The organism is Polaribacter sp. M10 (assembly GCF_054968445.1).
Genome location: NZ_JBSSBG010000014.1, coordinates 40,532 through 57,710, shown reverse-complemented (window position 1 = coordinate 57,710; position 17,179 = coordinate 40,532). Strand labels below are relative to the sequence as shown.

The window sequence follows — 17,179 nt, the reverse complement described above, 5'->3', positions numbered from 1 at the left end:
TAAAAATGAAAAATTCTCAAAAAATATCAATCTTATTATTTCTGATTAGCTTCGGAACTTTTGCACAACAAAAAAACATTTTTCACGATCGTAGTTTTTGGCAATCTAAACCAAGCATAGCTACTGTAGATCAAAAAATTGCAGAAGGTAATGATGTAGAAAAATCGAACAGAAATGCGTTTGATGCTACTGTTTACGCTATAAATGCAAAAGCCGATGATGATGTAATTAAATACATCATTGCAAAAAACAATAACAACGTAAATAAAATTACTCACGATGGTAGAACGTATTTACACTGGGCTGCTTACAGTGGTAAATTAGAAGTTATGAAATACTTAATTTCTAAAGGTGCAAAAACGGATGTTGTAGATACGCATGGTAATACATTTCTAAATTTTGCAGCTTCTTCAGGGCAAGCAAATCCTGAGATTTATAAATATGGTATTGAGGTTGGAGCAGACATTACTAAAGAAAAAAATCATGATGGTGCAAATGCTTTATTGTTAGTAGCTGCTCACCTAAAGGATTTTAAAATTGTAGATCTTTTGATAGCCAATGGTGCTTCTTTAAATGATAAAGATAACAATGGAAATGGCTTTTTTGAATATGCTGCAAAAGGTGGAAACACAAAATTTTTAGCAACTTTAATAGACAAAGGAATTGATACTGGTAAAAACGCAATGATTTTTGCAAGTCAAGGCTCTAGAAGAAAAAGTAACACTTTAGAAACGTATCAATTTTTGGCAGACAAAGGCATTAACGTAAATGTTATCGATCATGAAAACAGAAATCCTTTGCATTTAATTGCTAGAAATAACAAAGACATCAACATTTATAAATTCTTTTTAGAGAAAGGTGTAGATGTTAATTTACAAGATCATGAAGGCAATACTCCTTTTATGGTGGCTGCTAATAGTGGTAATTTAAAAATTGTAGAATTTTTGGCTAAAGAGGTAAAAAACATCAACCTAAAAAATAAAAAAGGTACAACAGCTTTAACAAATGCAGTGAGTAGAAATTCTGCTGATGTTGTTGCTTTTTTAATAGAAAAAGGTGCAGATATTAATACTGTAGACAAAGATGGTAATACACTTTCTTACTATTTAATTAATAGTTTTGGTGGTAGAAATAAAGAGGCTTTTGAAACCAAATTGAAAGTTTTAGAAAATAACGGATTGGTAATAAACAAACTTCAAAACTCAGGCAATACCTTATTACATATTGCAGCAAACGAAAATAATTTAGCTTTATTAAAAAGGTTGGCTGAATTTAATATTGATGTAAATGCAAAAAATAAAGAAGGCATAACTGCATTGCAAATTGCAGCAATGAAAGCCAAAGACGACAAAATTATAAAATACTTATTAAGTGTTGGTGCAGATAAAAACATTAAAACTGATTTTGATGAAACTGTATATGATTTGGCATCAGAAAACGAATTATTAAAAAAGAAAAACATCAACATTACATTTCTAAAATAAAATTACAAAAATGAAAACTAAAAGAACCCTTTTAATATTGCCAGTTGTATTCATAATGATAACTGCTTTATTTAGTTTTAAAAAATACACAGAAAGCTCGCCTTATAAATGTATGATTCAGATGAAAAATTATACTGGTGAAGGTGCTTATATTGTAATCTCTTTATTAAATCCTAAAGGTGAATATGAAGAAACTTTATATGTTCAAGGTGATGATGATGAATGGTATTTTGACATTACAGAATGGTGGAATTTTCAAGGAAAAAAACGTGCTGATATTGATGCCATAACTGGTGCAACTATTAGTGGTGGAGAGCGTTCAATTAGCGTAATTCAAATTCCTGATGATAAAGTAAACCAAGGGTATACTATTAGATTCGAAACTGCTGTAGAAGACCAAGGATACCATAAAGATGATGTAGAGTTTGAGTTGACATCAGAAAACATAAAATCTAAAGTTGAAGGCAAAGGATTTATTCGTTACATAAGAATGATGCCTCAATAACACATTCAAAAAAACAAATACCCACTGATTTAAAGTTTTAAATCAGTGGATATTATACCCTAAAATCAATAGTCAGAACCAGCCACAATTTATGACCATTTCTATTTGGAGATTTAGCCACCTAACCTTGGCTTTATCTACGGCCCTTTTTATTATTATTGCCTCGATTACAGGAATAATTTTAGCCTTTGAGCCAATTTCAAATCAACTACAACCTTATGCTGCTGTAGATACAGAAGAAGTTTCTATTGCAAAAACCATTGCAATTTTATCAGAAAAATATGATGAAACTATTACTCTAGAAGTTGATGAAAATAATTTTGTAAGTGCCTCTGTAATTACAAAAGATGGCAAAAGTGAAACCTTTTACATAAACCCAAAAACGGGAGTAAAAGTGGGTGATTTAATAGAAAAAGCACCTATTTTTGAATTTGCAACCAACTTACACAGATCTTTATTTTTAAAATCTACAGGACGTTTTCTTATTGGTTTTGTTTCTTTTTTACTTTTATTAATTGCCATTTCTGGAGTTATTTTAATTGCTAAAAGACAAGGAGGCTTTCTTAAGATTTTCTCTAGAATTATAAAAGAAGACTTTAATCAATATTACCATATTGTTTTTGGTAGATGGTTTTTAATTCCGATTATAATTATTACAATAACTGGTGTTTATCTATCATTAGAAAAATTTTCTTTATTACCAAAGGATAAAAATAAACATCAAAAAAACGAAGCTTATACAAATACAACAACTCAACTAAAACCTTCTGATTTTGAAGTTTTTAAAACTACAAGATTAGCGGATGTAATAAGTTTAGAATTCCCTTTTTCTTCGGATGAAGAAGATTATTTTTACCTAAAAACTATTGATAATGAATTTGCTGTTCATCAATTTAATGGACAAATTGTAAGCAATAAAAAACAGTCTTTTACTAATTTAGGTTCTTATTACAGTTTAGTTTTACATACTGGTAAAGGTTCAATTTTGTGGTCTATTGTGTTGCTTTTAGCCTGTTTTGCTATTCTATTTTTTATCTTTTCTGGTTTTTCACTTACTATTAAAAGAAGAAAAAATACTTCAGTTATTAAAAATAAGTTTAGCAAAGATGATGCTGAATTTATCATTTTGGTAGGTTCTGAAACCGGAAGTACTTATAACTTTGCCACTGCATTTTACAAAGCATTGCTAACAGCTAATAAAAAGGTTTTTATATCAAACTTAAACAGTTATACTACTTATAAAAACGCAAAAAACATAGTTGTATTTGCAGCTACTTATGGTGATGGAGAAGCGCCAATTAACGCAAATAAATTTCTATCTAAATTCGATAAGACACCACAAAAAAACACTTTACAATTTTCGGTAGTAGGTTTTGGTTCTACAGATTACAAAGCCTATTGCCAATATGCAATTTTGGTACATTCTACCCTGCAATTACAAGAAAATTTTGTGCCTATTTTGCCTATTTTTAAAATTGACAATCAATCTTTTGCTTCTTTTAAAACTTGGTTAAAAGAGTGGAATTCCTTTTATAGGATAAACCTAAAAATCAATCAAGAAGACTTACAAAACGAAAAACAAAAAGAAGAAATTTTTACAGTTCTCGATAAAACTGAAAGTAATGTTGATAATACTTTTTTAATTGAATTAAAACCATCAAAAAAAATAAAATTTACTTCTGGAGATTTGCTTTCAATTACTCCAAAAAACGAATTTAAAAAACGGTTGTATTCTATTGCAAAAATTGATAATAAGATTTTGTTGAGCATTAAAAAACATGAGTTTGGTGTGTGTTCTAATTATTTAAATTCGCTACAAACTAATGATAAAATTGTTGCTTCGATTCATAAAAATAAAAGCTTTCACTTTCCTAAAAAAGCCAAAGAAGTTCTTTTAATTGCCAACGGAACAGGAATTGCTCCGTTTTTAGGGATGATAAACCACAACAGTAAAAGTAAAGTACATTTGTTTTGGGGAGGTAGAACTAGAGAATCTTTTAAAATTTATGAAGAAAAAATTGAAATTGCCTTAAAAAACAAGCAATTAACTTCTTGTAAAACTGCATTTTCTCAAGAACAAGAAACTAAAATTTATGTGCAAGATCTTTTAAAAAATGATGCTGATTTAATAGCAAATACGTTAAAAAATGGAGGTGAAATTTTAATTTGTGGGTCTTTAAACATGTTAAATGGAGTTACAGAGGTTTTAAACAGAATTACAGAAAATGCTTTAAAAACACCTTTAAAAATTTATCAAGAGAACCATCAAATTAAAACAGATTGTTATTAAATACAGGTGTATGTGTCAAAATTCTAGAATCATATCAAGTGTAAAAAATGGCGAACTTGTTGTTTGTGATGGTTGCAAAAATTATGCATTAACCTACAATAATGTATATTTTCAATTTGATAAACATCAACTTTTAGAGTTCAGAAAATATATTGCCAATATAGATGTAGCATATTGGCTAGAATATTATGCGCATACCACCAAACAAAGAAAAATACCTGTAACTACCTTGCATCAAAATTTAGTGTTAGTATTTAGTTTAGAGGAAATTGAAGAATTAAAAATACTCTTATTGTTGAAAGAAAATCCTAACAATGAATTTATAAATCTTGAACAAATTAATTATCCTTTTATTCTAAATTAAAAAAACTTCATTCTAAAAAACGCTATTTTTAGCCTTTTAACTTTCTACCAATAAATCGAATTACTTTACTTACGCCATTATGAAAATCACCCTCTTTTAATTCCACATCAACTTCTTCTAATTTAATAATTTCAAACCCAGGAAAATCCTTTTTAATCATTTCAACTGAAAATAACATGTCTATCTGATTTGGCCCTCCTAATTTTGGATTTGCATTGCGTAAAGGCAAATGATTTTTACTAAAACCTTCTAAAATAATGATACCATCCTCAACGATTAACTCTGCAATTTTCTGATGATAGGTGCTTAAAATATCTGTTGGAAAATGAGCAAATATCAATGCAGCAGCATCGTATTTATTATAAATAATATCTAAATCAAACAAATTCCCTATTTCATAGTGTATTTCAACATTTTGTTTTTCGGCTAGTTTTAAGGCTTTTTTCTTTCCTTCAACACTAATGTCAAAAGCGGTAACATCTAAACCTTTTTTTGCTGCATAAACTGCATTTCTACCTTCTCCTTCTGCCGGAAATAATATTTTACCTGTTAATTGATACCGATTTAAAACATCTTTAAAGAATTTATTAGGCGCTATCCCATATGCATAATTGCTATTTGCATATCTTTTATCCCACATTTCTTTCATTGACTGTTTTTTTTTATAAATTGATGAAAAATTGAGCTCTTTTGATTAAAATTACAATCCGTTGATAAAATTACCATAAGGATCTTTAAATTGTGTGCCTTCTGCAAAACGATATTTACTTAGTTTTTTAAACTCTACCAAAGCCCACAACACAAATTCTTTTACAAAATATTTGTCTGAGGTATTCATATTGGGTTGATACTCTTTTAAGAAATCATCTAAAGGTTTTATTTTATCTAATTCATTTTTATAGGTTTCTTCTGCATAATCGTCTAACAACTCAAAATCTTCATCCGCATTAAAAAACCAAGACACAATAGCATCATAAGGTGATTCTTCTCCTTGTTTTTCTAGTTTTTTAATTTCTGGAAAATAGGTTGGGAATAAAGTTTTTATCGCATTTTTAATTAAGTTTTCTGCAACCACTTGTGCACCTTCTTGTTCCCCTTCATACACCAATTCTACTTTACCTGTAATGGCAGGTATAATTCCGTCAAAATCATGTAAACGAATCATGGTTTCTGTATCTCCAGATAAAATGGCTCTTCTTTCGGCTGTGCTTAGTAAATTTTCATAGGCAGAAATACTTAAACGTGCACTAACACCACTTTTTGCATCTATATATTCGCTATCTCTGGCTTCAAAAACAATTTGTTCTAATAAATCTTTGGCCAATTCTGGTACTTTAATAAAGTCTTTTTCAACATTTTTGGCTTCTTGTTGGGTAATTATTTTTGCAGTTTCTATATCTTCTGGATAATGTGTTAGAATCTGAGAACCAATTCTATCTTTTAAAGGCGTAACAATACTACCTCTATTGGTATAATCTTCTGGATTTGCTGTAAACACAAACTGCATATCTAAAGGCAAACGCAATTTAAAACCTCTAATTTGAATATCTCCTTCTTGTAAAATATTAAACAATGCCACTTGAATACGTGCTTGTAAATCTGGCAACTCATTAATCACAAAAATACACCTGTTGGCTCTTGGAATCATTCCGTAATGAATTACCCTATCATCTGCATAACTCAATTTTAAGTTTGCCGCTTTTATAGGATCTACATCACCAATAATATCGGCTACAGTTACATCTGGAGTGGCTAGTTTTTCTGCAAATCGCTCACTTCTATGCAACCAAAAAATCGGTGTTTCGTCTCCTTTTTCTTTGATAACCTCCAAAGCATATCTTGATATTGGGTTTAGAGGATCATCATTAACCTCAGAACCTGTTACAACAGGAATGTATTCGTCTAACAAATTCAACATCAATCTAGCCAATCTTGTTTTTGCCTGACCTCTTAAACCTAATAAATTTATATTATGTTTACTTAAAATAGCTCTTTCCAACTCTGGGATTACTGTGTTTTCGTAACCATGAATGCCTTTAAAAGCAGTTTCTTTGTTCATCATTTTACTAATCAGATTTTCTCTCAACTCATCTTTTATCGATTTTGATTGATATCCTGATTTTTTTAATTCTCCTAATGTTTTTATATTCATATTATTGTGATAAGAGAGTATAGAAAATAGAGAAAAGACTATTTACTGAGACCATTTAGGAAACCCATAGTCATTCTTTGCCATTCAGAAATTAAATTCTCTAACTCTTCTAATTGTTTAGTGTTTATATATTCTTTATGATGTGCTATTAATAATTGTGTTCCTAATTCAAAACTAGAACCAAGAGAAATATCTAAAAAATGACTAAAAGATTTGTTTGTTCTGGAAGATCCTTCAGAAATATTACTTGGAATCGAAATTGAACATCGACTTATTTGAGAAGACAAATCATATCTTTCGTGCTTAGGAAAACTGTCTACAATATCAGAAATTAAAAAAGACAATTTTAAACCCATTTGCCAGATTTTCAAATTTTTATAATTATGTCTTTTCATCTTTAAATTTTTAAGTCTTTTACTCTTTTCTCTTTATTCTATATTCTTTATTCAATTTTTACCCTCTAATTCTTTTTTTCCTATTCGTTTCGTAATCTTCAAAAATCATTTCTCCCAAACCTTTTAAACCAGTGTAAAATGCTTTACCTTGATTGGCCTGTGTAAATGCTCGTACAAATTGCATTAAATAAGGGTCTTGTGCAATCATAAACGTAGTGATTGGAATGTGCAATTTTCTGGCTTGTTGAGCCATTGCATAACATTTGTTTACAATGTATTTGTCTAGACCATTGCTGTTTTTGTAATATTGTCCATCAGGCAAACGCAAACAACTTGGTTTACCATCGGTTATCATAAAAATTTGTTTGTTGGTATTTTTCTTTCTGCGTAATAAATCCATTGCCAATTGCAAACCTGCTACTGTATTTGTATGATAAGGCCCAACTTGCAAATAAGGCAAATCTTTAATTTTTATAGTCCAAGCATCATTCCCAAAAACCAAAATATCTAAAGTGTCTTTTGGATATCGAGTTGTAATTAACTCTGCCAAAGCCATAGCTACTTTTTTGGCTGGTGTAATTCGATCTTCACCATACAAAATCATGGAATGACTGATATCAATCATCAACACAGTACTCATCTGACTTTTGTGTAAAGTTTCTTCTACTACTAAATCATTTTCAGTTAAATTAAAACTGTCTATTCCGTTATTAATTTGTGCATTTCTAATGCTTTCTGTAACTGAAACTTTGTCTAAAGCATCTCCAAATTGATAGGCTCTAAAATCTCCTGTGTGCTCATCTCCAATTCCTGGAGATTTACTTTTATGATTTCCAGAACCACTGCGTTTTATTTTACCAAAGATATGATTCAATGCTTGCTGACGAATGGCTCTTTCTGTTTTCGGAGTAATTTTTGTACCTCCAGTTCCATCGCCTTTTATTTCTTCTTTAATATAGCCTTTCTTCTTTAAATCTTCAATAAAATCGTCTATGGTATAATTTTCATCAGTAAGATTGTATTCTTTGTCTAAAGAGCGCAACCAATCTATGGCTTCATCAAAATCGCCAGAAGTATGTGTAATTAATTCTTTAAAAATTTCGAAAAGTTTCTCGAAAGGAGATTGCTCTTCTGCCTGGTAGGTTTTAAAGATAAATCCTTTTCTTTTTTTGTTGTTTTTCATCAATATAAAAATACAGTTTTATCTTCTTAAAAAGTAAAGATTAACATTGCTTTATTATATGTACATATAAATTTGTCTTATCAAATTAAAAAAAGATTAAACAAAAAATAAATTATCTTTACACTATGGCAAAAATAATTATTACAGGAGGTACTGGTTTGGTTGGTACAAGACTTACAGAAATGTTATTGAAAAACAATCATGAAGTTGTTATTCTAAGCAGAAATCCTAAGCATAAAAATGAATATAAATGGGATATTTCAACAGGTTTTATCGACAAAAAAGCTTTATTGAATGCAGATTACATCATTCATTTAGCGGGTGCTGGAATTGCTGATCAACGTTGGACAGCCGAAAGAAAAAAAATAATTATAGACAGCAGAGTACAATCAGCCAACTTACTTTTTAACAAAGTTAAAGAATTCCAAATTGCACTTAAAGGGTTTATTTCTGCCTCAGGAATTGGGTATTATGGTGCTGTTACTTCTGAGCATATTTTTGTTGAAACAGATGAAGTTGGTCGTGATTTTTTAGGTGAAGTTTGTGAAAAATGGGAAGATGCTGCTCATCAATTTAAAACGTTAGAGGTGCCTGTTAGCATTTTAAGAACTGGAATTGTTTTATCTAAAAAAGGAGGCGCTTTAGAAAAAATGAAAACGCCCATTGTTTCTCCTCTAGGTTCTGGCAAACAATATATGCCTTGGATTCATATAGATGATTTATGCCAAATGTATGTGCATTGTATCGAAAATAATAGCTCAGGAATTTTTAATGCGGTTGCTCCAGATCATCAAACCAGCAAATCTTTTTCTAAAGCATTGGCAAAGAGCATCAAACATCCATACATAGGATTTGGAGTGCCTCGTTTTTTATTAAAAATCTTATTTGGTGATATGGCAAAAATTCTGCTAGAAGGTAGTAGAGTTTCCGCAAAAAAAATCGAAAAGAATGGATATTCTTTCCGATTTAAATCGCTTAAAAAAGCGTTAGATCATTTATTTTAAAACCTTAAAATGTAGTGGTAATGTTTAAAGCTACTTCACTCCAAGTTTTAGAAACCCCATCTCCACCAGTATGTAAAATTTTACAAACTTCGTTTAAAGAGGCTAAAGCTTTACCTGCATTCCAATTATTAACATCTATAGTAGCTTTCATGTTAAAAGTTTTGTCTACAATAGTGTAAGTAAAAAGTACATCTTCAGTTTGGCCATTCATCGTAATTTTAGCAATACCATCGTTATCTGTAGTTAATAACAATTTACCCGTTAGTAATTTGGTATCTTCCATAGCACCAAAGAAAAACTTTCTAATTTTAAAATCTCTACTGCTGTCTTTTGTTGCTAAACTGCTTACAGGTATTGAAAATTCTGTATTGTTCATCGCTTCTTTTACAGAGTTTCCTTCTCCTCCAGAAAGTATATCTATTTTTTTAAAAGCACCACCAACCCCAATTTTTTCTGTGGTTTTGTATGCTGTAAAATTGATATCGTTTTTTGCATTAGCTACAGCAAAAGGAGCAGTACTTTTTTTAACTACTGTAATTACCTCTTTTGTTTCTTCTTTACTTTCTTCTTTTTTAGTTTCAGATTTACAAGCTGTAAACTGAAATGCTGTTGCAATAATTAAAAAAGAAATGATACTTATTTTTTTCATGACTGTTGTTTTTTATTGTTTAAAATTTTATTTGCTAGTAAAATGTATTCTTTTTTGGCATCTTCTACAGACATACCATTCAATTGCATCCAAGCATTAAATTTAAACCCATTTCTAACGTCTAACCCGCTGTTAAACGTAAACTTATTTCCAAAAGTGGCTTGCTTGTAATAGGCATACAATTTTAGCATATTGTCTGGGGCAACTGCTTCTTTTAATTCAGATATTTTTTCAAAAGCTATTTCAAACTCTTTATCTAAATCATCTAAATTACTATTTTTCTGCGATAACTTGGACACCACCTTTAACTTTATCTCCTAATTTTACATTAATCTTAGTCCCTAAAGGTAAATAAACATCTACCCTAGAACCAAACTTTATAAATCCTGCATCTGTACCTTGCACTACATTTTCTCCTTCTTTTGCATAATTAACAATTCGTTTTGCCAAAGCACCTGCTATTTGTCTATATAAAATAGCACCTACTGTGTTATTTTCTATAACAACAGTTGTTCTTTCATTTTCAGTAGACGCTTTTGGATGCCATGCTACTAAATACTTACCTGGATGATATTTGCTATATTTTATAATACCACTCATTGCATATCTTGTAACATGCACGTTAATTGGCGACATAAAAATAGATACTTGAATTCTTTTGTCTTTAAAATATTCTGGTTCTTCTACCTCTTCAATTACAACTACTTTACCATCTACGGGTGCAATAATGGTATGATCTTCTAAAACCCCAACTCTTTTCGGATTTCTAAAAAATTGAAGTACAATAATTACAAAACCAATTACAAGAATTTGTACTGCTTTAACCAACCAATTGATTGCTATAAATTTTTCTGCCAATAAAATGGCTGCCAAAGCAAAAACTAGTGTAATTAGAATTATTTTATAGCCTTCTTTATGAAATCGGAACATAGTTAAATGATATAATTAATATACAAATATACAAACGGAGCAGCAAACAACAAACTATCTAACCTGTCTAAAATACCTCCATGACCTGGCATAATATTACCACTATCTTTAATGTTAGCTTGTCTTTTAAACTTAGATTCTACCAAATCTCCAATAGTGCCCACTAAAGATACAATTACTGCAATAATAAGCCAATTTAGAGTTGAAAAATCTTTGTTATACTTACTTATAAAAAATCCGGTTAATAACGAAAACACCAAACCACCTAATAAGCCTTCTATGGTTTTTTTGGGTGATACTGATGGAAATAATTTATGTTTACCAAAATTTTTACCTACTAAAAAAGCAAAAGAATCATTTACCCAAATGATCGATAAAATACTGATCATTAAATAAGGATGAAAATTATTCTCGTAAAATGGCAATAAAACCAAAAAACACATCGAAAAAATTACATAACGAATAGTGATGCCTAACTTAGCTCTATCATCAGAAAAATGAATCTCTTTTTTGGCAAATAACTGGTATACTAAAAACAAAGACGATAATAGATTGATAATTAAAATACCAACAGTTGCAAAACTATCTTGTCTTTTAATTAACAAAAACAAAATAAACGGAAAAAAAAGATAAGCAGCGTAATTCTTTAATTCAGAAAGCTTAGAAAACTCCCAAATACATAAAAATCCAAATATAGATATTAATATTATATAAGATTCTTTAGAAAAAAGAATCGCAGAGATAAAAATTAAAATGTAAACAATTCCAGAAAAACTCCTTCTTAAAAGGTTGCGCATATTATAAATCTTCAAGCAAGAACAAATATAAGTTTTTTGAGTTATTGTTGCCGTAGTTTAAAAAGTTATCCTCACTTTTATTTAGCGTATAATTTTTTATAGACGATATGTTTGTAGGTAAATCTTTCTTAAACTTGGTTTTTATACCTGTTAATCCTTGATTTGTATCTTTAACCAACTGACTTGTAGTGGCAAAAACGATAAAGTGATCAGGAAACTCCTTTAAACGTGTACTTTTTAATTGATTCGAAGAAAAAAGAATTTCGCCTTTATCTGCTATTAGATACTCGCAAGATGTAAAAATTATTGGTTCTTCTACAAGAGAGTTTACCAATTTTACATCATTTTTGTTTATAAGTGGCGTTAATTTTGCATCTAAAAGAAAAATATCTTTCCAATTATTTTCTGCAATTACTTTTTTAAAATTACTAACAACCTCTTGTTGATTTACACAGTATAGAAATTTACCTCCTTTTTTAATAAAATTATGTGCAAAAAGATCGTCAAGAGCAAGATTAACTTCTTGTTTTTGAACCTCTTCTTCCTCTTTATCAGTAATGCTAAAAATTTTCTTAAAAAAATTCATTCAAAAATATACTACAAAAATTAAATCTAAAGAAGAGGTGTGTTTTCTTCCTTAATTTCTTGAACTTCTACATCACTATCCTCAAAAGGTCTTTTTCCAAAGATTTTTACCAAATCATCTTTAAAAATAACTTCTTTTTCTAATAATAATTCTGCTAAAACTGTTAATTTCTCTTTATTATGAGCTAATAAATCAACAGCTCTTTGATATTGAACCTCTATCATTTTAGAGATTTCTTTATCAATTTTTTTACCAGTTTCTTCACTATAAGGTTTTACAAAAGCATCATTACCAGAAGAATCATAATACGTAACATTACCCACTTCTTCATTTAAACCATACACAGTAACCATTGCTCTGGCTTGTTTGGTTACTTTTTCTAAATCGCTTAATGCCCCTGTAGAAATTTTATTAAAAATAATTTTTTCTGCAGCTCTACCTCCTAAAGTAGCACACATTTCATCTAACATTTGTTCTGTTTGCACAATCATTCTTTCTGCTGGCAAATACCAAGCAGCTCCTAAAGATTGTCCTCTAGGTACAATGGTTACTTTTACTAATGGAGCAGCGTGTTCTAGCATCCAACTTACTGTAGCATGCCCTGCTTCATGAAATGCAATAACTTCTTTTTCTTTTGGTGTTATTACTTTTTTCTTCTTTTCTAAACCACCTACAATTCGATCTACAGCATCTAAGAAGTCTTGATGATGAATGGCTTTTTTACCAGTTCTGGCAGCAATTAAAGCAGCTTCGTTACACATGTTTGCAATATCTGCACCCGAAAAACCTGGTGTTTGTTGCGCTAAAAATTCCACATTTACATCATCTGCAATTTTTAGGGGTTTAATATGTACATCAAAAATTTCTTGTCTTTCTCTAATGTCTGGTAAGTCTACATAAATTTGACGGTCAAAACGACCTGCTCTCATTAAGGCTTTGTCTAAAACATCGGCTCTATTGGTAGCTGCAATAACAATTACATTGGTATCTGTACCAAAACCATCCATTTCAGTTAATAATTGATTTAAGGTATTTTCTCGCTCGTCATTTCCACCAGTCATGCTGTTTTTACCACGTGCTCTACCAATGGCATCAATTTCATCGATAAAAATAATAGAAGGCGATTTTTGTTGTGCTTGTTTAAATAAATCTCGCACTCTAGAGGCACCTACACCCACAAACATTTCTACAAAATCTGAACCTGATAAAGAGAAAAAAGGAACACCAGCTTCACCTGCAACAGCTTTTGCCAATAAGGTTTTACCTGTTCCTGGAGGACCTACTAATAAAGCTCCTTTTGGTATTTTACCTCCTAATGAGGTATATTTTTCTGGACTTTTTAAGAAATCTACAATTTCTTGAATTTCTTCTTTTGCTCCTTCTAAACCTGCAACATTTTCGAAAGTTGTTTTTACTTTTGTGTCTTTATCAAATAATTTTGCTTTGGATTTACCGATGCTAAAAATTTGACCTCCACCTCCAGAGCCTCCTCCTGCTCCAGACATTCTTCGCATAAAAAACAACCAAACTGCTATTAGGATAATAAACGGTAAAAAACCAATAATTGCATCGAAAATGCTGGTTCTTTCTCGGTTATCGATATCTACAATTAAATCGTATTCCTCCTTGGCTTTGGCAACACTTTCTTCAAAAGTTCTTTGATCTCCAAAATTATACTCGTACACAGCAGAACCTGGTCTATAGAAAGTAGATGTTGTAAATTCTTTGTGTTTTGCCTTTTTTAAAGCGTCTTGCGTTAAAAATATTTGAGCCACATCTTTGTTTAAAACAACAATTTCTTTAATATCGTTGTCTTTTAATATTTCATCGAACTTATTTTTAGAAATACTTTTTGAGGCTAAATCTCCGCTACTAAAAAACTGAACTGCTATTATTACAATTAAAATAGCGCCATAAATCCAATATGAATTGAATTTAAATTTTGGCATATTATTTTTATTTTCTTTATTTGAATCACTCATTGTTATAAAATCAATAGGTTAAATCGGGTTAATTTCGGTGATTTTGGCATCACCCCAAAGACTTTCTATATCATAAAAATCTCTTACATGCTTTTGAAAAATATGAACTACCACATTTACATAGTCCATTAAAACCCATTCAGAGTTTCCTTGCCCTTCTATGTGCCAAGGTTTGTCTTTAGTTTCTTTACTAACTATTTTTTGTACAGAACCTGAAATAGCATTTACTTGTGTATTAGAATTACCTGAACAAATTATAAAATAATCACAAACTGTATTTTCTATTTCCCTTAAATCTAATAATTGGATGTCTTCTCCTTTAACATCATCAATACCCTTAATAATTACAGCGATTAAATCGTCTGTGCTTACTTGTTTTTTTGTCATTAATATTATTCTAATTTAATCGCAAAGTTATTATTTTTTTATGAGTTTTTTGTGTATTTTTGAACTAGTTTACACATTATTTAACAATTGAAATTAATCAAACTTAATGCCATTGATTCTACCAATTCTTTTTTAAAGGAATTGTGCAGAGATTATGTATTAGAAAATTTTACAGTTGTTGTTGCAGATGAACAGACAAATGGACGTGGACAACAAAGTAAAACTTGGGAATCAGAACCCTTTAAAAACCTTACTGCTAGTATATTTGCTACTGAATTACATTTAGATATTATTGATGTTAAGTACCTAAATTTTACAGCTAGTTTGGCTGTTTACGACCTGCTTATTGACTATAATATTCCAGACATTTCTATAAAATGGCCAAACGACATAATGTCAGGAAATAAAAAATTATGTGGTATTTTAATTGACAATCGTATCAAAAACCAAGAAATAAACTCTTGTATTATTGGTTTTGGTTTAAATGTAAATCAAGAAAAATTTCCAGATTATTTAGATAATGCAACTTCTTTTAAGAATTTAACGAGTTTAAATTACAATCTAGACGATGTACTTACAGCTTTGGTAGGTAAAATGGAAAATAGAATACAGCAGTTAACTTTAAAAAATTTTAGTAAACTAGAACAAGACTATTTAGATGTTTTATACAGAATAGAAACACCATCTCTGTTTAAAGACAAAAATGGTGTTTTATTTATGGGTGTTATAAAAGGAATTTCTGATATTGGGAATCTTCTTGTAGAAATAGAAGGCGAAACCATAGCAGAATTCGGAATTAAAGAAATCTCTTTCGTTTAAACCTTTCCTAAATTAGCGGTTAACGTATCAATAAAGCTGGTTAATGGTTTTTTAACCATCATGGCCATCATTGCATTAAACTCTCCATTAAAATCTAACTGAACTTCAGAAGAAGTATCATCAATAGCAGTAATATCTGCCACTAATTCAAAATCTAATTTACTGCTGGCAGCCCCTAAAGTAATGTTAGAATATTCAGTAGCACTTTTTAAAATCAATCGAATTTCTGGCATTCCTTTTAAACCAAAAATAAAAGAATCTCCATCTACTTCAAATTTTTGGATAGATTCTGGCATTAATTGTTCAAAGTTTTTTAATGTTGTTAAAAACTCAAACGTTTCTTTTTGAGATTTTTGTACTACTACTTTGTTACCTTTTATGTTCATTTATAATCTACTTTTAAATATTCCACTCACTAGGGTTGGCTCGCCATTTTTGTAATGTTAACCATTCTTTTTCAGAAATGTAATTACTATCTAAAGCTTGCTCTAACAAGTTTTCGTAATTACTTAATGTAGTTAAACTTACATTTTTTTCTTTAAAGTTAGTTGCAGCCACATCAAATCCGTAAGAAAAAATAGCCACCATGCCTTTTACAACAGCACCAGCTTGTTTTAAGGCAGCAACAGCATTTAAGCTACTATTACCTGTACTTATTAAATCTTCGATAACCACTACATTTTGCCCACTTTCTAAATGCCCTTCAATCTGGTTTTTTCTACCATGTTTTTTGGGTTCGGGTCTAACATAAATAAAAGGTACACCCAATTCTTGGGCTACCAATACACCAATGGCAATAGCGCCAGTTGCAACACCAGCAATAACATCTGGTTTGCCATACTCTAATTCAGCAATTTTAGCAATTTCTTCTTTTAAGAAAACACGTACTGAAGGATAAGATAAAGTGATTCTATTATCACAATAAATTGGAGATTTCCATCCTGAAGCCCAGTTAAAGGGCTCTGTTGGGCTCAACTTTATTGCTTTTATTTGCAGCAAAAGTTCAGCCGTTTTTTTTGCAGTATCTTTGTTTAAAATCATACCGCAAATGTATAAAGTTTTTGTAAATGATAGCCCAATTATTATTGCCCAATCATCGAAAATTAAAAGTATTTTTCCTGTTTTTGCTTTTAACGATATTACTTTTGATGAAATTATTACAAAATTAAAGGAGAAATCCATACAAGGAATTACACTTTACTCTACTGATATTGAGAACGATTGGATTTCTTTTACAAATAACTTGAAAGTTGTACCAGCAGCAGGGGGTTTGGTTGTAAATAACCAAAAAGAAATTCTTTTTATTTTTAGAAATCAAGTTTGGGATTTACCCAAAGGTTGGATAGAAAAAGGCGAATCTATTGAATCTGCAGCTATTAGAGAGGTTGAAGAGGAATGTGGAATTTTTAATTTATCTATAGAAAAAAAATTAATTACAACTTATCACATTTATCATCAAAATGGTTACATTTTAAAAGAAACCCATTGGTATTTAATGCACTCCAATTATAATGCACCTTTAATTCCGCAATTAGAAGAAGGAATTACTGAGGTTTCGTTTAAAAAAACGGATGAAATTGAAGATATTTTAAAAAATACTTACGCAAACATTAAATTAGTGCATGCTGCTTATAAAGCAAAGTAGTTTTCTA

The 17,179-nt window shown here is 30.1% G+C and carries 20 protein-coding genes; 7 read left to right on the top strand and 13 right to left on the bottom strand.

All coding sequences use genetic code 11. The features are described 5' to 3' along the window. Positions 1 to 5: 5 nt before the first annotated feature. From ACWYN7_RS12575 to ACWYN7_RS12560, 4 genes are all read left to right on the top strand, one after another. Positions 6 to 1,484 (top strand): ankyrin repeat domain-containing protein, encoded by a 1,479-nt coding sequence (locus ACWYN7_RS12575; RefSeq protein ID WP_462860328.1) that lies wholly within the window; start codon positions 6 to 8, stop codon positions 1,482 to 1,484. A 10-nt stretch (positions 1,485 to 1,494) separates the two neighbouring features. Further along, a complete protein-coding gene (locus ACWYN7_RS12570; RefSeq protein WP_462860327.1) occupies positions 1,495 to 1,989 on the top strand; it encodes a DUF2271 domain-containing protein in 495 nt (164 codons plus the stop codon). Positions 1,990 to 2,080: 91 nt separating this feature from the next. Then, positions 2,081 to 4,279 (top strand): PepSY domain-containing protein, encoded by a 2,199-nt coding sequence (locus tag ACWYN7_RS12565; RefSeq protein ID WP_462860326.1) that lies wholly within the window; start codon positions 2,081 to 2,083, stop codon positions 4,277 to 4,279. Positions 4,280 to 4,289: 10 nt separating this feature from the next. Then, on the top strand, positions 4,290 to 4,643 hold the full coding sequence (locus ACWYN7_RS12560) for a DUF6686 family protein (RefSeq protein WP_462860325.1): 354 nt from the start codon (positions 4,290 to 4,292) through the stop codon (positions 4,641 to 4,643). Between the two features lie 28 nt (positions 4,644 to 4,671). Here ACWYN7_RS12560 and ACWYN7_RS12555 read toward each other — a convergent pair whose 3' ends face one another. From ACWYN7_RS12555 to ACWYN7_RS12540, 4 genes are read right to left on the bottom strand one after another with little or no spacing between them, the layout of a single operon-like run. Further along, positions 4,672 to 5,292: a class I SAM-dependent methyltransferase gene (locus ACWYN7_RS12555; protein WP_462860324.1), complete on the bottom strand. Its 621-nt coding sequence runs from the start codon at positions 5,290 to 5,292 to the stop codon at positions 4,672 to 4,674. A 51-nt stretch (positions 5,293 to 5,343) separates the two neighbouring features. Further along, positions 5,344 to 6,795, bottom strand: coding sequence for a MoxR family ATPase (locus tag ACWYN7_RS12550; RefSeq protein ID WP_462860323.1), 1,452 nt, complete (start codon positions 6,793 to 6,795; stop codon positions 5,344 to 5,346). Between the two features lie 38 nt (positions 6,796 to 6,833). Beyond that, positions 6,834 to 7,190 (bottom strand): four helix bundle protein, encoded by a 357-nt coding sequence (locus ACWYN7_RS12545; RefSeq protein WP_462860322.1) that lies wholly within the window; start codon positions 7,188 to 7,190, stop codon positions 6,834 to 6,836. A 58-nt stretch (positions 7,191 to 7,248) separates the two neighbouring features. Continuing rightward, the gene (locus ACWYN7_RS12540; RefSeq protein ID WP_462860321.1) at positions 7,249 to 8,373 is read right to left on the bottom strand and encodes a vWA domain-containing protein; all 1,125 of its coding nucleotides are present in this window, start codon (positions 8,371 to 8,373) and stop codon (positions 7,249 to 7,251) included. A 125-nt stretch (positions 8,374 to 8,498) separates the two neighbouring features. On the opposite strand from ACWYN7_RS12540, the gene ACWYN7_RS12535 reads away from it, so the two are divergent. Beyond that, a complete protein-coding gene (locus ACWYN7_RS12535; protein ID WP_462860320.1) occupies positions 8,499 to 9,377 on the top strand; it encodes a TIGR01777 family oxidoreductase in 879 nt (292 codons plus the stop codon). A gap of 4 nt (positions 9,378 to 9,381) precedes the next feature. On the opposite strand, the gene ACWYN7_RS12530 is transcribed toward ACWYN7_RS12535, so the two are convergent. Genes ACWYN7_RS12530 through rsfS form a run of 7 tightly spaced genes read right to left on the bottom strand, consistent with a single transcriptional unit; the run spans position 9,382 to position 14,708 of the window. Beyond that, positions 9,382 to 10,026, bottom strand: a complete 645-nt coding sequence (locus tag ACWYN7_RS12530; protein WP_462860319.1) for a YceI family protein — start codon at positions 10,024 to 10,026, stop codon at positions 9,382 to 9,384. Further along, positions 10,023 to 10,325 carry an acyl-CoA-binding protein gene (locus ACWYN7_RS12525; protein ID WP_462860318.1) on the bottom strand — a complete coding sequence of 101 codons (303 nt, stop codon included), beginning with the start codon at positions 10,323 to 10,325 and terminating at the stop codon, positions 10,023 to 10,025. Before ACWYN7_RS12525 ends, ACWYN7_RS12530 begins: the two co-directional genes overlap by 4 nt. Next, positions 10,300 to 10,956 (bottom strand): phosphatidylserine decarboxylase family protein, encoded by a 657-nt coding sequence (locus tag ACWYN7_RS12520; protein WP_462860317.1) that lies wholly within the window; start codon positions 10,954 to 10,956, stop codon positions 10,300 to 10,302. Before ACWYN7_RS12520 ends, ACWYN7_RS12525 begins: the two co-directional genes overlap by 26 nt. Before the next feature lie 2 nt (positions 10,957 to 10,958). Further along, positions 10,959 to 11,753: a phosphatidate cytidylyltransferase gene (locus tag ACWYN7_RS12515; RefSeq protein ID WP_462860316.1), complete on the bottom strand. Its 795-nt coding sequence runs from the start codon at positions 11,751 to 11,753 to the stop codon at positions 10,959 to 10,961. A 1-nt stretch (position 11,754) separates the two neighbouring features. Beyond that, on the bottom strand, positions 11,755 to 12,339 hold the full coding sequence (locus tag ACWYN7_RS12510) for an LUD domain-containing protein (protein ID WP_462860315.1): 585 nt from the start codon (positions 12,337 to 12,339) through the stop codon (positions 11,755 to 11,757). 26 nt (positions 12,340 to 12,365) lie between these two features. Next, on the bottom strand, positions 12,366 to 14,321 hold the full coding sequence (ftsH, locus tag ACWYN7_RS12505; RefSeq protein ID WP_462860314.1) for an ATP-dependent zinc metalloprotease FtsH: 1,956 nt from the start codon (positions 14,319 to 14,321) through the stop codon (positions 12,366 to 12,368). A gap of 18 nt (positions 14,322 to 14,339) precedes the next feature. Next, entirely contained in the window at positions 14,340 to 14,708 is a 369-nt protein-coding gene (gene rsfS / locus ACWYN7_RS12500; RefSeq protein WP_462860313.1) for a ribosome silencing factor, read from the bottom strand. Positions 14,709 to 14,795: 87 nt separating this feature from the next. On the opposite strand from rsfS, the gene ACWYN7_RS12495 reads away from it, so the two are divergent. Then, on the top strand, positions 14,796 to 15,527 hold the full coding sequence (locus ACWYN7_RS12495) for a biotin--[acetyl-CoA-carboxylase] ligase (protein WP_462860312.1): 732 nt from the start codon (positions 14,796 to 14,798) through the stop codon (positions 15,525 to 15,527). Here ACWYN7_RS12495 and ACWYN7_RS12490 read toward each other — a convergent pair. Further along, positions 15,524 to 15,913 (bottom strand): SRPBCC family protein, encoded by a 390-nt coding sequence (locus tag ACWYN7_RS12490; RefSeq protein WP_462860311.1) that lies wholly within the window; start codon positions 15,911 to 15,913, stop codon positions 15,524 to 15,526. The genes ACWYN7_RS12495 and ACWYN7_RS12490 overlap by 4 nt on opposite strands. Before the next feature lie 13 nt (positions 15,914 to 15,926). Further along, positions 15,927 to 16,568: an orotate phosphoribosyltransferase gene (pyrE, locus tag ACWYN7_RS12485; RefSeq protein WP_462860310.1), complete on the bottom strand. Its 642-nt coding sequence runs from the start codon at positions 16,566 to 16,568 to the stop codon at positions 15,927 to 15,929. A 7-nt stretch (positions 16,569 to 16,575) separates the two neighbouring features. Here pyrE and ACWYN7_RS12480 point away from each other — a divergent pair, with 7 nt between their 5' ends. Continuing rightward, a complete protein-coding gene (locus ACWYN7_RS12480) occupies positions 16,576 to 17,172 on the top strand; it encodes an NUDIX hydrolase (protein ID WP_462860309.1) in 597 nt (198 codons plus the stop codon). Positions 17,173 to 17,179 lie beyond the last annotated feature (7 nt).

What these genes read in the sequence shown, in the direction of transcription:
- ACWYN7_RS12575 (WP_462860328.1), top strand. Translation starts at nt 6, where the DNA reads ATGAAAAATTCTCAAAAAATATCAATCTTATTATTTCTGATTAGCTTC.
- ACWYN7_RS12570 (WP_462860327.1), top strand. Translation starts at nt 1,495, where the DNA reads ATGAAAACTAAAAGAACCCTTTTAATATTGCCAGTTGTATTCATAATG.
- ACWYN7_RS12565 (WP_462860326.1), top strand. Translation starts at nt 2,081, where the DNA reads ATGACCATTTCTATTTGGAGATTTAGCCACCTAACCTTGGCTTTATCT.
- ACWYN7_RS12560 (WP_462860325.1), top strand. Translation starts at nt 4,290, where the DNA reads ATGTGTCAAAATTCTAGAATCATATCAAGTGTAAAAAATGGCGAACTT.
- ACWYN7_RS12555 (WP_462860324.1), bottom strand. Translation starts at nt 5,292, where the DNA reads ATGAAAGAAATGTGGGATAAAAGATATGCAAATAGCAATTATGCATAT.
- ACWYN7_RS12550 (WP_462860323.1), bottom strand. Translation starts at nt 6,795, where the DNA reads ATGAATATAAAAACATTAGGAGAATTAAAAAAATCAGGATATCAATCA.
- ACWYN7_RS12545 (WP_462860322.1), bottom strand. Translation starts at nt 7,190, where the DNA reads ATGAAAAGACATAATTATAAAAATTTGAAAATCTGGCAAATGGGTTTA.
- ACWYN7_RS12540 (WP_462860321.1), bottom strand. Translation starts at nt 8,373, where the DNA reads ATGAAAAACAACAAAAAAAGAAAAGGATTTATCTTTAAAACCTACCAG.
- ACWYN7_RS12535 (WP_462860320.1), top strand. Translation starts at nt 8,499, where the DNA reads ATGGCAAAAATAATTATTACAGGAGGTACTGGTTTGGTTGGTACAAGA.
- ACWYN7_RS12530 (WP_462860319.1), bottom strand. Translation starts at nt 10,026, where the DNA reads ATGAAAAAAATAAGTATCATTTCTTTTTTAATTATTGCAACAGCATTT.
- ACWYN7_RS12520 (WP_462860317.1), bottom strand. Translation starts at nt 10,956, where the DNA reads ATGTTCCGATTTCATAAAGAAGGCTATAAAATAATTCTAATTACACTA.
- ACWYN7_RS12515 (WP_462860316.1), bottom strand. Translation starts at nt 11,753, where the DNA reads ATGCGCAACCTTTTAAGAAGGAGTTTTTCTGGAATTGTTTACATTTTA.
- ACWYN7_RS12510 (WP_462860315.1), bottom strand. Translation starts at nt 12,339, where the DNA reads ATGAATTTTTTTAAGAAAATTTTTAGCATTACTGATAAAGAGGAAGAA.
- ftsH (WP_462860314.1), bottom strand. Translation starts at nt 14,321, where the DNA reads ATGAGTGATTCAAATAAAGAAAATAAAAATAATATGCCAAAATTTAAA.
- rsfS (WP_462860313.1), bottom strand. Translation starts at nt 14,708, where the DNA reads ATGACAAAAAAACAAGTAAGCACAGACGATTTAATCGCTGTAATTATT.
- ACWYN7_RS12490 (WP_462860311.1), bottom strand. Translation starts at nt 15,913, where the DNA reads ATGAACATAAAAGGTAACAAAGTAGTAGTACAAAAATCTCAAAAAGAA.
- pyrE (WP_462860310.1), bottom strand. Translation starts at nt 16,568, where the DNA reads ATGATTTTAAACAAAGATACTGCAAAAAAAACGGCTGAACTTTTGCTG.
- ACWYN7_RS12480 (WP_462860309.1), top strand. Translation starts at nt 16,576, where the DNA reads ATGTATAAAGTTTTTGTAAATGATAGCCCAATTATTATTGCCCAATCA.